The sequence below is a fragment of the Okeania sp. SIO1H4 genome (assembly GCF_010672695.1).
Classification (GTDB): Bacteria; Cyanobacteriota; Cyanobacteriia; order Cyanobacteriales; family Microcoleaceae; genus Okeania; species Okeania hirsuta.
This window is the reverse complement of record NZ_JAAHGB010000070.1, coordinates 18,791-34,095: the sequence shown is the minus strand read 5'-3', so window position 1 is coordinate 34,095 and position 15,305 is coordinate 18,791. Positions and strand designations below refer to the sequence as shown.

Genomic DNA, 15,305 nt, shown 5'->3' with positions numbered 1-15,305 from the left:
CGGCAGCTATATCGCGAAGCGTGATAGAGAAACTTTGGCAATTTTTGGAGATGTCTATTGGTAAGGTAAGTTCCGGCAACTGATGATTTGCGTTGGCGGAGCCTAGCGGCAGCTATATCGCTTCTTACACCATACTATCAGTCTAAATACTTACTCAACTTTTACCATCTTTGCATACTACATTTTGTCGTGCGGAATGTGGGTTCCAATGGATAAACTATAAGTCTGGAAAATAACCCCAAAATATTTTGTGGTTTACTCAAACAAAAAGTTCTGTAATTATGCGATGGTTGAACCCAACTCAGTATAAAATAGACTATTTAAAATAGTAATATCTAAAATAAGTATGGTTTTTAATTGGTTCCGTCGTCAGTATAATGACAGCTCAGACAAAACTTCAAAGGAGACATCTAAACCTGAAGCTGAAAAAGAACAGAAAGAACAGGCAGAAGATAAAGTTGAATCACAAGCAAAATCAACAGAAGAGTCAGGACAGACAACAGAAGATTATTTGAGTTGGGCTAAAGCAGCTTACAAAAATCTTCAAGAAAAGAAAAAAAATGATTCACAAGAATCTCAAATCGCTACAGAGACCTCTGATGTAGAGGAAAAGCCAGAAAGTCAAACACCCTCAACAGAGACAAAAAGCGAGCCAATCATATCAGATACTCTTCCAATAATAGAGCATATTGCAGCAGAAAAACCAGAACCTACAGAAACAGATACCCTGGTTAAACCAGTTCCAATAGTAGAGGAAACCCCCTCTAGCCAAACAAAACCGACCGAAGAAGAAACTCAAGTAAAGCCAGATTCAATTCTTGAAGAAACTCAAACATCTGAACAACTACCTTTCTGGGCTAAGGCTCAAGCAGAAAGACAAGCAAGGGTAGAACGTCTTAAAGAAACAGCCATAGAAGAACCAGAACCAGAAACTCTTGAGAAAACAACCGTAGAAACTGAACTAGAAGAAATAGACCCCCTAATACTTGATGAAGCATTTCTCTGGTCAGCAGAAATTTTAGCAGCTCAAGGACGTCGCCCAGATCAAGTTTCTGTGGAAGAAATTTCTTGGCTCACGAAATTACGAAAAGGTTTAGATAGAACCCGACGCAACTTACTCAATCAATTACGGGCAATTGTTGGCCAAGGACCGCTAAATCAAGATGCGGTGATGGAAATAGAGTCAATGTTACTGCAAGCTGATGTAGGAGTAGAAGCAACAGACTTAGTTATAGAAACCCTACAAAATAAATTGCGTGAAGAAGTCTTACCCCCAGAAGAAGCGATCGCCTATCTGAAAAGCATTTTAAGAGATATCCTAGATCAGCCATTCAAAGATGCTGAAACAATTAGTCCTGCCTACAACTTAACTTTTGTCCCAGAAAAGGATACTTTGAATATTTGGCTGGTTAATGGTGTAAATGGGGCAGGTAAAACTACAACTATCGGTAAAATTGCTCATTTAGCTACCAAGTCAAACTATAGATGTTTAATCGCAGCAGCAGATACATTTCGAGCAGCGGCAGTAGAACAGTTAAAAATTTGGGGACAACGGAGTGAAGTAGAAGTAATTGCTAATGCAGGAAAAAATACCGATCCAGCAGCGGTAGTGTTTGATGCTATAGTAGCTGCTCAAGTCAGAAATACAGAATTATTACTGGTGGACACTGCTGGAAGACTACAAAACAAGAAAAATTTGATGGACGAACTGAGTAAAATCCACCGCATAGTGCAGAAAAAAGCACCAGATGCAGTGGTGGAATCTCTACTGGTTTTAGATGCTACTCTTGGTCAAAATGGTTTACGGCAAGCAGAAGTATTTGCAAAAGCTGCTAAACTCAGCGGAGTAGTCTTGACAAAACTTGATGGAACTGCTAAGGGTGGTGTTGCACTAGCTGTTGTCAAGCAACTAGGTCTACCGATTCGTTTTATTGGTGTGGGAGAAAGTCTAGAAGACCTCCGTCCATTTTCTAGTTATGAGTTTGTTGAAGCTCTTCTAAGTGGTTAAATATTCAGCACTCTTAATTGTTGAATATTGGTAAAGGTATGGTACTAGCAGTAGTGAAAAAACGGATGTATTTTTCGGTATTAAGTGTAGAAGTAATTAAGGTGGAAGTGTCAGACTATATAATTTTTATTTTCCTATGAGATGATAGTGTTGTTTGGGATATTTTTTAAGTTAAGAATTATCCTTGAAATTTACTTTGAACTACAGGAAATAAAAATAAACAAGCTAAATGTTGATATTTTTTTCAGTATTTAGTAACAATTAGTATGAAAAATAACTTAAAATCTAGCTGTGAAAAAAAATCAATATAGCAGCAATATTATTCATACTTTGACGCTGAAAAAAAAACTGAGATAGACAAATTTATTGTTTGGTAACTGAACCTTAATTATTGTTTGCTCTTCATCTAAAAAATAATATTTATAGCAGAAGGAAGAAGGAAAAATCTTATGTTGTCTGAGTTTTAAACTTTTGAACTGTCCTAACCTTTGCTTCAACTTCTATGTATATATATACGAAGCCTAGAAAAAATCAAATATTGAATATTAATTAAAATTATAGTAGTGATGCTTAATATCATTATTTGCTTCCCTTGCCCTTAAAGTCTATATTAATTTAAACACTGTTCTTAAGGAGAGAGTCTTGTTGGGGTCGAGGTGACAGCTAATAGCTGTTTGCGCAGCATTCCGCAGGAAATGCTTACAAAAAATCAAATATTGAAACTATAAAATTTAGTTTACTTAGGAATTTATCCTGAAGATATTGTGGATAAATTAATAGACTAAATCTCCTAAATTGAGGGAATAAAATTTTATCTAAAAAAAATCAAACTCAAGAAAGTCATAGCACCAAAGCAAATAGCTCAATCAAAACTCTTAGCAAAACAAGACAGAGACAAGATAACAGCAACTAGAGAAACCAAAATTTGTCAAAACTTGAGTTAAAAATGTATAACTAACCATTAAGCATCAACAGACTTTAAGTAAATCAAATCTATATATCAAACAAATGACTATAGTGCCAGTACATCGAAACTACCCTGAACCAACAGACCAAACTACCAGTGAGACATCTTCACAAATAACATCAGTATATGCTCTCAAACAAATGGTGGCGCGTTTACACAAAGAACAACAAAATGTTAATGATTTATTAAGTTCCCTTGGCTTTGCCTTGCGTAGCTTCAATAATCTAAATCAGTTTTTAGAATTGATTCCTCTAATTGGTTGTCGAGTAACCGATGCTGATGGAGGAGCACTGGTATTATTTAAACCCAATGGTCAAGTGAGGTTCCAACAACTACACTGCCAAGAAGGTCGCCAATGTCAAGATATTCGCCAGGCATTAGAAGTAGCAACTCGTCAATTTATTACAGAAACAACCTTACCCGCAGAACTACAAGAAATCTCAATTCAAACCGCTAGTTTGGACTATCAAGTTAGTAACTACCTAGGCAATGATGTTCAATTATTTGGGGCATCAATTCTAGTAAATAACTCAGAACGAGGTCGTCTATATGTATTTAGTCACGACCCACAATATATCTGGACACCAGCTAGACAAAAATTAATTCGTTTAGTAACAGACCAGACCGCAGTAGCTATTGCTAATGATGAATTAGCTACATCCTTACGAGAAAAGGAACGTTTGGACAGAGAGCTAGAAATAGGAGCAGAAATTCAACTGCAACTATTGCCTCCAGAATGTCCAGAAATTCCTGGTATTACCCTTGCTGCTCGTTGTCAAACAGCAAACCGAGTCGGAGGAGACTATTATGATTTTATCCCCTCCAACTACGACCAGTTGAATTCCAAAAACAAAAAACAGCAACCCTGTCGCTGGAGTATTGTGATTGGAGATGTCATGGGCAAAGGTGTACCTGCTGGTTTAATTATGACCATGACTAGAGGAATGTTAAGAGCTGAGGTATTAAACCGCCACTCACCAGCACGAGTCCTACAACATTTGAACCAAGTAATGTATGCTGACCTGGAAAGTTCTCATAGATTTGTGACTTTGTTTTATTCAGAGTACAATCCAGAAACCCGCATTTTGTCCTATAGCAATGCGGCCCATCATCCTCCAATGTTGTGGCAAGCTGCTAGTAAGTCTATTGTACAGTTAGATACTTTGGGAATGTTAGTTGGTTTAGAAGTAGACCCTGAATACCATGAAGCACAAGTTAAACTAAATCCAGGAGATACTATTATTTATTATACAGATGGGTTTACAGATGCAGCTAATCAAAATGGTGATCGTTATGATGATATTAAATTGAGTGAAGCTTTCAAGTTTGCGTGTCAAAATTATCAGGAACCACAAAAAATATTAGACTACCTATTTGCTCAAGTAAAACAATTCGTTGGTGAAGGAAATCAAAATCCAGATGATATGACTCTAGTAGTTATGAGAGTAAAATCTTCTACAGCAGAATAAATATATGATTATTAATATAACTTCCACAACTACATCAGGTTTGAATCCGATATTTTATGAGACTAATATTCTAGATTTGTTAGGACCAAAAATATTGTATAGTTGGCAACTTTTGGCTCAACAAGTTGATGTAAACTTATGGTCTGATGTGCAAAAAGCTTGGAGCAATTTTATAGAATGTGGTCAAGTATGGGCACTATTAGTTGGTTTATTTATTGGTTGGATGGTTAAGAGCATTTTGCCTTAATTACATAGCAGAAGGAAGAAGGAAGAAGCTTGTGATGTCTGTGTCTTTTCCTTCCATTGCGATAAAATCTCACATCTAATAGAGTTAAATAGAAAAAAAATCTGTAAAATGACGCAAGAGAAACAAACTTGGAGCAAAAGATTTGAAAAGGCGTTGCATCCTACTATAGCTAAATTTAATGCCAGTATTAGTTTTGACATTGAATTGATTGAGTACGATATTACTGGTTCGGTAGCTCATACAAAAATGTTGGCTAAAACAGGTATTATTTCCGCAGACGAAGGTGAAAAGTTAGTTAAGGGTTTAGAACAAATTCGTCAAGAATATCGAGAAGGAAAATTTCACCCGGATTTAGATGCGGAAGATGTTCACTTTGCTGTGGAAAAAAGGCTTACAGAAATTACTGGAGATATAGGTAAAAAATTACATACAGCTAGGTCTAGAAATGACCAAGTAGGAACTGACACGAGACTTTATTTACGATCAGAAATTCAGCAAATTAGGGCTTTATTAAGAAATTTTCAATCATCTTTATTGGGGTTAGCTGAGTCTAATATAGAAACTTTAATTCCTGGTTATACTCATCTACAAAGGGCACAACCTTTGAGTTTAGCTCATCATCTTTTGGCTTATTTTCAGAAAGCTGAAAGAGACTGGGAACGACTAGGGGATGTTTATCGCCGAGTGAATGTTTCTCCTCTTGGTTGTGGTGCTTTAGCAGGTACAACTTTTCCTATAGATAGACACTATACTGCTGAATTATTAAAGTTTGAAAAGCCTTATGCTAATAGTTTGGATGGGGTAAGTGACCGAGATTTTGCTATTGAATTTCTCTGTGCAGCTAGTATAATTATGGTGCATTTGAGTCGTTTGGCAGAGGAGATAATTTTATGGTCATCTGAAGAGTTTAGATTTGTTACTTTAACTGATAGTTGTGCTACTGGTTCTAGTATTATGCCTCAAAAGAAAAATCCTGATGTGCCAGAGTTAGTTAGGGGAAAAACAGGCAGAGTTTTTGGTCATTTACAAGGTATGTTAGTCATAATGAAGGGACTGCCACTAACATATAATAAGGATTTACAAGAAGATAAAGAAGGTTTATTTGATACGATAAAAACAGTTAAAAGTTGTCTAGAAGCAATGACAATTTTACTCAATGAAGGTTTAGAGTTTAATAGCGATCGCTTAACAGAAGCAGTTTCAGAAGACTTTTCTAATGCCACAGATGTGGCAGATTATTTGGCAGCTCGTGGCGTACCATTTCGAGAAGCTTATAATTTAGTAGGTAAAGTTGTGAAAACTTGTATTTCTACGGATAAATTGTTGAAAGATTTAACCCTAGAAGAATGGCAAAAATTACATCCAAAATTTGCAGCAGATATTTATCAAGCGATCGCTCCTGAACAAGTAGTATCAGCACGGAATAGTTATGGTGGTACAGGTTTTGAACAAGTAAAAAAAGAAATTGCTACAGCTAAACATAAATTGGCAATTTAATTTTATTTAATTGTCAGATTCTAGATTTGAGTTACTAAGTCTCAAATCTAGATTTGACATTTTACATATCAAAATTTATCGCTTGGAACCTTAAACAGTCAAATGTACTATTGATCTACAGCAGCAGTTTCTTCTGAATTTTGCTCGTTACTACCATTTTCATTATTGTTAGATGAAAACTTAGACGAATATCGCTTAGAAAAAAAACCTGTACCTTTTTTCTTACGAAACTTACGTGCGTAAGCCAGATTACGTTGTGCTTTCTCTTTTTTTGGATTACGGCGTTTAGCCATTATTACCTCACTAATTGACATACTCCCGGCTTTGTCCTTGAACGACAAAACGGGATTCCTAAACCTCGCAATTTAGGTTTCTGCTTCTATGCACCTGCCTCCAAGGCTAAACCTTTTTTTGGTCTTACGGTCGCTCCACAGACTGAAACTGCTAGCCCAGCAGCCTCACTAATTATAACACACCGTTGGGAAAACCAATTAATTTTAAGATTTTCCCATGCTTCCTTTTATCTTCCCTTTTCAAATAGGGGCTATAGGGGATTAAGAGCGCGGGTCTTCAACCAAGATTGAGATAAAGAACAAAGGTGCTTATTTTTAGACAGTTCTTTTATTATAGCAAATACTTGAATATTTGCCTACTAAAAATAAATCTAAAAAGTCAGCAATAAATATAGCAATATGATTTTAGTTGTGAGATATTGGAGACTTTTGTTCTAGGGAATAGGGAATAGAGAATAGGGAAGAAACGAATACATAAGAATAAGAAAACTGCTATATTCTATGCTTTAAAGGAACACCTCAATTCTCACATCTTAATTCCTGATTGCTATATTTTATCTGGAATTACTAATATATTAAAGTATATAGGAATTTTATCTAATAGGGAACAGGGAACAGGGAACAGGGAACAGGGAATATATAGGAAAAAAGTATTTTTGCAAATATGAGATTCACCCGAATTATTTAATTATTAATTATTAATTCTTCGGTCACAAAAACTTATCAAGTTTGTATTAGACATTATGGATAATTGCTATAGCTTTTCTCAAGTTACCGAATTATTAATTATTAATTATTAATTATTAAATAATTCGGGTTTAAAGCCTTCCCTTTTAAGGGAAAAAAAGCGGTCGTTAGCGTAGCTTCCCGTAGGGTGGGATGGATGGGTTTCCTAACCATATCCAATCGACCAAGAGAATAAATAATATCTCCTTATATTCAATTCCGTAACGGTTTTAACCAGAGGTAATTATCAATGATCCATTATCAATTATCAATTAATGAATGAGGTACAGTTGTTTTTCTACTCCCTACTTCCTACTCCCTAAAAAAAAGGAATTTTGTACTTCACGCTTCTTGGGAATTACTATAGTAAAGATAAATAAAATAAATCAGAAAAAAAATGCCAAATAATCCCTATAATTGGATAGATAAATCCCTATCAATAATACATAAAGCTAACTGGTATCGTTCAGTCAAAACCATCGACAGTCTTCCCGGTGCAATCATAAAATTAGAAGGAAAAAAACTCATCAATTTTGCCAGTAATGATTATTTAGGATTAGCAGGAGATCGACGTTTAATTGAAGCAGCTATTCAAGCAACAAAAGAATTTGGTACAGGTAGTACTGGTTCTCGTTTATTAACAGGTCATAGAGAAATACATCAAGAATTAGAACTTGAAATAGCAAAATTAAAACAAACAGAAACAGCATTAGTTTTTAGTTCAGGATATTTAGCAAATATAGGCGTAATCTCTTCAGTAGTCAGTAAACGTGACCTAATTTTATCAGACAAATATAATCATTCTAGTCTAAAAAATGGAGCCATTCTTAGTGGTGCAGAAATTATTGAATATAGCCACAATAATATTGAAGAATTAACAAATCAACTAGAACAATATCGAGAAAAATATCGTCGCAGTTTAATAATTACAGATAGTGTTTTTAGTATGGATGGCGATTTATGTAAACTACCATTATTATTAGATTTAGCAGAAAAATATAACAGTATGTTATTAGTAGATGAAGCTCATGCTACAGGAGTATTTGGAATGAATGGAGGAGGTTGTGTCGAATATTTTAACTGTACAGGAAAAGAATTAATTCAAATTGGTACTCTCAGCAAAGCATTAGGAAGTTTAGGAGGCTATGTTGCTGGGTCAAAAAAATTAATTGAATTTCTCAGAAATAGAACACCCAGTTGGATATATACAACAGGTTTAACTCCCGCAGATACTGCTGCTGCTTTAACAGCTATAAAAATTATCAAAAAAGAACCAGAACGTCGTCTCAAATTATGGCAAAATGTAGAGACACTAATTAATTTACTAGAAATAGAAAATCGGCAGAGGAGCGAGGTAAAAGCAACTACAAAAAAATACCAATCCCCAATAATTTGTTTTCCTCTAAAAAATGCAGCCGAAGCATTAGAAGTGGGAGAATATTTAAAACAAAAAGGTATTTTTGCTCCAGCTATTCGTCCACCTACTGTTAATACCAGTCGCATTCGCATTTCTCTAATGGCTACCCACGAAACAACTCATCTTCAGAAATTAGTAGCAGCATTAATTAATTTAGGTAAGCAATACTAATTTGAAGAATGACTGTAATGAGATTGAACCTATTAATAATAAATTAGATTAATGGATAAACTAAACATTTGTCTGAGTCAACATGGTTCAGCAGCTCAAGATTATATTGACCGAGCTATTTTACTAAATGATGAAATTTGTTTATTGCCAAAATTTGGTTTTCCTCCATCCATTTTTGAGGCGATCGAAAAAACTTTAGAAGTGGAAAAATGGTTTGGTAGAAAAGCATTTGGCCCTGAGTTTGTTGTGAATATTCAGTTATTTGCTAAACCAGCAACATATACCCCAACATCAAAAGATATTGATTCGGGAGTTGTTCAGTTTTTCTTTGAATTAGGAAAACAATGTCTTAATAGCGATCGCTATTTAAACTGTTTTGAAAGTTCTTGGTATTTCCCTTATGAACATGAAGAAGGATATATTTTAGACCAGATGAAAGATATTAGTCAATTTGAGTTTATTGAATGGTTTAAAGCTATTTTTTTTACGGATAGATATGACCCTAGATTGACAAAAAAATCCTCAGCTAAATCTACTAAATCTAAATCTGGTAAATCTAAACATATCAAAGCTTTCTTAAAACACCGTGATTTAATTCTCGCAATAATTATTCCCAAACTTTTCGGAAAACAATCTGACAAAGTTCTATTATTTCCACTTAACAATGGTCAATATGATGAACATTATTCTTTTGTTCCTTATGTAATAATCGGTCAAACTTGTTTAATGTTTATTATGGTAGAATACATTCTTTAAATTGATAATTTAGATTTTGTCTACCCTAATTTTTGAGATTAATTGATAAGAAGTAAAGATTTGCCGTCTACCTTTTTCACCTCTAAGTATTAAGTCTTAATATCAAGTTTTATTTTCAGGATTGAATATTTCTACTGAACGTTCCACATATTCAATGGTGGGTTACGACAGATACTAAAATGGCTCTAGCAACTCAAATTGTAGCTGTCTAACGCACCCTACTAGACTAATGGCTAGCCATGAAACAACTCATCTTCAGCAATTAGTAGCAGCCTTAAAAAAGATTGACTCTCATTAACAATTATCTTTCTTCATTACCTAAAAATACGCGAATTTCTTCTACAACTACATCCGGCATTTGTTCCGGTAAATTATCACCGCCAGAATTAATTAAATGAAGTTTCGCCATCGGCAATAAATCCGCATAAAATTTACTCATAGATAAAGCAATCTTCGTATCTTTATAACCTTGTAAAATCAACGTTTTTACTTTCAAAAAAGCCAATTCTGCTGTCAATAACTCAGCTTGAATTTCTGTCCACCTACGTCGAAATAAAATTTTAGTTCCGGTTGAAGAAAGTAATAATTTTTGTCGAAATTGTAGAATATTCTTAATTTTTGTGTGAGCGCCTAATAACCTAACAAAAGGATATATTAATTGTAAAACCCAACACAAAAAAGAAGGTTTTTGAATTAAGAATCTAAATAACCGCCAACGTGCTTTAACAGCAGCAAGGTTAATTCCTTCAGGAGATATTAATATCACGCCCAATAATTGTTCAGAATATTTGAGAGCATAACTAGCAGCTATCCAACCTCCTAAAGAGTGGGCAACTAAATATACTTTCTCCAATTTCAAAGTAGCTATATATTCAGCCAAAGATTCTACTATTTGATTGATAGAGTAATGAGTAGAAGAAAATTCTGACTCACCAAACCCTGGTAAATCTGGTGCAAAACAATGGTAATCTAGACTCAACCGCTCCATCACTGGTAACCACTGACTACTGTTATACCAAGACCCATGTAGAAAAACTACATTATTTGAATTACCACCAATTTCACGCCAAAACAATAGTCCACCAGACAACTTGATACGAGAATTACGCCATAAAAAGTGCATAACTATGGAATTATAAAATTTAACAGATATCTCACCCAAATTTATATATTCAAGTGAAAATACCTTCAAATAATCCTTTTTTAATGTGAGATTATAGAATCACGAAATTAAGCTAAAATTGTCAAACCAGTAAAATAATCCTTTAATTGTAGGTCGTAGTCGTAGCTAAGATTATCCGGCAAAGATGTAACTTCAAAAGCTTGAACATCACTAATTTCCAAAGTATCTTGAACATTCATATTTCCCCGAACATCAGCCTCAACCAAAATATTAATAGAATGTACTCTAGGGTCTCGATCTGGTGCAGAATATACTCCCACTAATCTACGAATTTTAACTAACTCTAATCCTGTTTCTTCAAATAATTCCCTTTTCACAGTAGTTGTAACATCTTCACCCCATTCCACCATACCTCCTGGTAGAGCATATTTATTATTGTCACGGCGACGAACCAAAACTATCCGGCCATCAGGCAAAATGGGGACTACACTAACACCTGTCAGAGGATGGCGGAAAATTAAGCCAAGTACAGTTTGTCCAACTTGCCATAATTGACGTATGGGTTGAGGAATCAAAACTAAAATAGAAAGCACTTTCAATTATTATTTTTGTAGTTTTTTTTGATTTAGGAGCAAATAAAAAGTTAATTTACAGGCTGATATTGCAGATTTTTTTACCTAATCAGGAGTCCTCTTTCAACATTTTCTGATAAGCTGTTTTGCATTTAAACCATATATCCAATTTTTGTCAAACGTTACAGGGTAAAGGGTACAGGGTACAGGGTAAAGCGGTGCGACCCCGCGTCGGCGACAGACGCAAGCAGTCGGAACCCGCCTCGGCACCACCAGACGCAAGCGGTCAGACCCCGCGTCGGCGATAGAGGCAAGGGAATGCTGACCAAGAGAGGGAATGCTGACCAAGAGAGGGAATATAGAATCTAAATGATTTTTAGCTTAGAACATATTGTAATATCCTATTAATTGACATACTCCACTCCCTGAAGTGAGTGGATTCTCCCATACTCGCGCATCAGGGATTACTGGATCATTCAGACCGCTTAACTATCTCTACTCGCGCAGTAGTTAGCCAGAGGCGGGGCTGTCCCCAGTCGTTCAGGTGGTTAACCTCAGTTCTCGGATGTCCTCCGATACTCTTTTACCAGAAATACAGTTTGATTAAATGATTGGTACTTCCTTAGTTTCCCTAGCTGTTTTGACTGTGCTTTCGCCACCACAGGTTCTTAGTTTTGACCTTCTCGGACTCTTTGCCTCTAGATGATCGATCTAGCCTACGAAGTAGGGGGCCGGGTATTGCAACCAGTCCAATCTTAACACAAAGTCGCCCTGGAACGGCGAGGCTTTAAACCCTGTTTTTCGGTAATTTGTACATAAATAAATTTGTAAATTCTCATCAAAGGAAAATATTAATAAATGCTTAACGGTCTGCTCTTAGTGCCATTAATAGGTGCCGCTATCATTGGTTTTTGGCCAAGCACTTTCTCGCCAAAATTAGCCAGGCAAATCGCTCTAGTTGTGGCCATAATTAGTTTCGTATGGTCTTTAGTACTACTGACTGAATTTAACCCACAAGATCCAAATCTACAATTTGTAGTTTTAGTACCTTGGATAGACTCCCTGGGATTAAATTACTCCCTTGGCATAGATGGTTTATCTATGCCATTAGTAGTATTAAATGGCCTGTTAACTGCTATTGCTATTTACGCCACAGACAAGTCAATCAAAAGACCCCGCTTTTATTACTCCCTAATATTGTTGCTAGCAGTCAGCGTATTTGGAGCTTTTCTCGCTCAAGACCTACTACTATTTTTCCTCTTCTATGAACTAGAGCTAATTCCTCTATACCTATTAATAGCAATTTGGGGAGGACCAAGACGAGGTTACGCATCCACAAAATTTCTGATTTACACAGCAATTTCAGGAATTTTAATCCTAGCTGGGTTCCTGGGAGTAGCGTGGTTAAGTGGCTCATCTAATTTTGCTTACGACCAAGCAGTTGCTCATACTCTACCTTTAGGAACTCAACTATTATTATTAGGAACAATAGTCATCGGGTTTGGCATTAAAATTCCTCTAGTTCCCTTCCATACATGGCTACCCGATGCTCACGTTGAAGCTTCCACACCTATCTCCGTACTTTTAGCAGGAGTGTTGTTGAAACTAGGAACTTATGGTTTACTGAGATTTGGATTAAATATGTTCTCAGAAGCTTGGGTATATATTTCTCCATGGTTAGCAATATGGGCAGTAGTCAGCGTACTTTATGGTTCATTTAACGCGATCGTCCAAAAAGACATGAAAAAAATGGTAGCTTATAGTTCCGTTGGTCACATGGGGTATATTTTGTTAGCAAGTGCAGCAGCAACTCCCCTCAGCATTTTGGGAACAGTATTTCAAATGATTAGCCATGGTCTAATTTCAGCCCTACTATTTTTATTAGTAGGAGTAGTTTACAAAAAAGCTGGTACTCGCGATATAGATATATTGCGTGGTTTATTAAACCCAGAACAAGGTTTACCATTGATTGGTAGTTTGATGATTTTAGGAGTAATGGCAAGTGCTGGTATTCCAGGAATGGTTGGATTTATTTCCGAATTTTTAGTATTTAGAGGCAGTTTCAGCGTGTTTACAGTTCCCACTCTTCTTTGTATGATCGGAACAGGGTTAACATCAGCCTATTTTTTGCTGTTAGCGAACCGAGTATTTTTTGGTAGGTTATCTGAAACAGTTGTGAATTTGTCTCCTGTAGAATGGTCAGATAGAATACCAGCCATTATCTTGATAATTTTGATAGTTATTCTGGGAATACAACCAAATTGGATGTTGCGTTGGACTGAAACTGAAGCAAATACAATGAGCGCAGGTCAACCTATGTTGTCACAGGTAGTTAAAAAGTCAGCGATCAATCCCCTTGCCTCTACTCGTTAACTATTCTGGATAAGAAGAATTTGGAGAAGAATTCAGAATAGAGAATTATTTGTCTTTTTCAGTTATATCATGTCCGGATAATAGCACGATAAAAAAAATTTTTTCTTTCTTATCCCCTATTGACTCTTATCTCATTTTTTATAACTATTCAACCGGACATAATATTATTAGGTTGTTCATAATTCAAACTAGATCATTCAATTTTTGTAAAATGGAATGGGGATAAAAATAATATGAAATATCAATATCTCTTAAGACCAATCCTTAAAAATAATACTATATTTATAGAACACTTCAGTTATTAAGTAATAAGCAAGGTTAAGCAATATTTTTAGCAATTGTAAGTATGAAGTAAAGAACTATTATTTCTTATATCCCAGCTCTTAAGAAAATGTAGCAAAAACGCGAGAGATTTAGTATTAGCAACTCTAGCAAATCAAAAAAATTAAACTTAGGAAAAACAATTATGAAAAACACCATTTTAAAATGTAATAATCATCCACTTTCAGTCTATATTAATCGTTTAAAATCTGGTCAAGCTCTACTAAAAGATACACCAGAAAACGTCTTAGAAGTTGTCGGAATTTTGAAAAGTTATGGCATTGTATTAGATGCCTATTCCAAGAATCTAATTTATATTGCCGAACATCAATTTTTAGAATTATTTCCCTTTTTTAAATACTTCAACGGCAAAATTTCATTAGGTAAATTACTTAAGTTTTGGTGGCACGACCGGATTAATTATGAATATGCAGAATATTGTATGAGAGGAATGTTATGGCATGGGGGTGGAGGTCTCGATAAATATTTAGATTCACCAGAATTTCAACAACTAGCAAAAGCAGTAATAGATGCCAAAATCACAGGAAACTTGATGTTAATGCCACTCAATCAATTATTTCCAGAATTTTTACCAGACATGGTACGTCAACAAGCTTATTACAGTGCTTTAGGTCAATTTTGGCGGGTAATGAGCGACATATTTATGACCTTATCTGATAAGTATGACCAGGGGAAAATAACATCTATTCCTCAAGTAGTAAATCATATTTTATCAGGATTAGTCGCAGCAGCAAATTTACCAATTACCTATGCTGTAAATGTAAAAAGTAAACATTATGAAATAATTCCTGAATCAGTAGGTTTAACATTTTTAATAGATACAGCAGTTCCCTATGTAGAAGCAATTTTCTTCCGAGGCACCCCATTTTTAGGAACAGTTTCATACAATGCTCAAGCTCAACAAATAGACCACGAACAAAGTCGATTTACTTACGGTGCTTTATATGCAGATCCATTACCTATTGGAGGGGCAGGAATTCCACCCACATTACTAATGCAAGATATGCGACATTTTTTACCAGATTATCTTCTAGAAGTTTACCAAAAAACTAATCGAGGTACAGATAATTTGCGAGTCAAAATTTGTCAGACTTTTCAAAAGTCAATGTTTTGTGTAACAACAGCAGCACTTTTAGGATTAGCACCTCATCCTTTAGATACAGAAAATCCAGAAGAACAAGCAGCAAATCAAGCCTATTTAGAAGCGTGGATGGATCGATTTTTAACATCACAAATACAAGAAGTTAATAGTTAGCGTTCACCTGTACTTTTACTCTAACTTTCATAATTAATTGTTCATTGTTTGAGGTGAAAAACAATGAACAAATTTTATTTTATGGCTTT

The 15,305-nt window shown here is 35.2% G+C and carries 11 protein-coding genes; 8 read left to right on the top strand and 3 right to left on the bottom strand.

Annotation, left to right across the window (positions count from 1 at the left end; translation table 11 throughout):
* The first annotated feature begins 346 nt into the window (after window positions 1-346).
* The 4 genes from ftsY to argH all read left to right on the top strand — a co-directional run bounded on the left by ftsY (window position 347) and on the right by argH (window position 6,188).
* Complete coding sequence (gene ftsY / locus F6K06_RS28010; RefSeq protein ID WP_124146122.1) at window positions 347-2,008, top strand: signal recognition particle-docking protein FtsY; 1,662 nt, start codon at window positions 347-349, stop codon at window positions 2,006-2,008.
* 1,008 nt (window positions 2,009-3,016) lie between these two features.
* Window positions 3,017-4,444, top strand: a complete 1,428-nt coding sequence (locus tag F6K06_RS28005) for a PP2C family protein-serine/threonine phosphatase (RefSeq protein WP_287244015.1) — start codon at window positions 3,017-3,019, stop codon at window positions 4,442-4,444.
* A gap of 4 nt (window positions 4,445-4,448) precedes the next feature.
* Window positions 4,449-4,691 (top strand): hypothetical protein, encoded by a 243-nt coding sequence (locus F6K06_RS28000; protein WP_205127456.1) that lies wholly within the window; start codon window positions 4,449-4,451, stop codon window positions 4,689-4,691.
* 108 nt (window positions 4,692-4,799) lie between these two features.
* The gene (gene argH / locus F6K06_RS27995) at window positions 4,800-6,188 is read left to right on the top strand and encodes an argininosuccinate lyase (RefSeq protein ID WP_124146120.1); all 1,389 of its coding nucleotides are present in this window, start codon (window positions 4,800-4,802) and stop codon (window positions 6,186-6,188) included.
* Between the two features lie 107 nt (window positions 6,189-6,295).
* Here argH and F6K06_RS27990 read toward each other — a convergent pair whose 3' ends face one another.
* Window positions 6,296-6,481 carry a hypothetical protein gene (locus F6K06_RS27990; RefSeq protein WP_124146119.1) on the bottom strand — a complete coding sequence of 62 codons (186 nt, stop codon included), beginning with the start codon at window positions 6,479-6,481 and terminating at the stop codon, window positions 6,296-6,298.
* 1,123 nt (window positions 6,482-7,604) lie between these two features.
* Between F6K06_RS27990 and bioF the strand changes: the two genes are divergently transcribed.
* Together bioF and F6K06_RS27980 are read left to right on the top strand one after the other, a co-directional pair.
* On the top strand, window positions 7,605-8,795 hold the full coding sequence (gene bioF / locus F6K06_RS27985) for an 8-amino-7-oxononanoate synthase (RefSeq protein ID WP_124146118.1): 1,191 nt from the start codon (window positions 7,605-7,607) through the stop codon (window positions 8,793-8,795).
* Window positions 8,796-8,846: 51 nt separating this feature from the next.
* Entirely contained in the window at window positions 8,847-9,551 is a 705-nt protein-coding gene (locus F6K06_RS27980; RefSeq protein ID WP_124146117.1) for a hypothetical protein, read from the top strand.
* Window positions 9,552-9,852: 301 nt separating this feature from the next.
* On the opposite strand, the gene F6K06_RS27975 is transcribed toward F6K06_RS27980, so the two are convergent.
* Together F6K06_RS27975 and F6K06_RS27970 are read right to left on the bottom strand one after the other, a co-directional pair.
* Window positions 9,853-10,713: an alpha/beta fold hydrolase gene (locus tag F6K06_RS27975; RefSeq protein WP_287244009.1), complete on the bottom strand. Its 861-nt coding sequence runs from the start codon at window positions 10,711-10,713 to the stop codon at window positions 9,853-9,855.
* A 68-nt stretch (window positions 10,714-10,781) separates the two neighbouring features.
* Window positions 10,782-11,234, bottom strand: a complete 453-nt coding sequence (locus F6K06_RS27970; RefSeq protein WP_124146123.1) for an NUDIX domain-containing protein — start codon at window positions 11,232-11,234, stop codon at window positions 10,782-10,784.
* A gap of 870 nt (window positions 11,235-12,104) precedes the next feature.
* Here F6K06_RS27970 and F6K06_RS27965 point away from each other — a divergent pair.
* Window positions 12,105-13,619, top strand: a complete 1,515-nt coding sequence (locus tag F6K06_RS27965) for an NADH-quinone oxidoreductase subunit M (protein ID WP_124146116.1) — start codon at window positions 12,105-12,107, stop codon at window positions 13,617-13,619.
* 466 nt (window positions 13,620-14,085) lie between these two features.
* Complete coding sequence (locus F6K06_RS27960) at window positions 14,086-15,216, top strand: CO2 hydration protein (protein WP_124146115.1); 1,131 nt, start codon at window positions 14,086-14,088, stop codon at window positions 15,214-15,216.
* Window positions 15,217-15,305 lie beyond the last annotated feature (89 nt).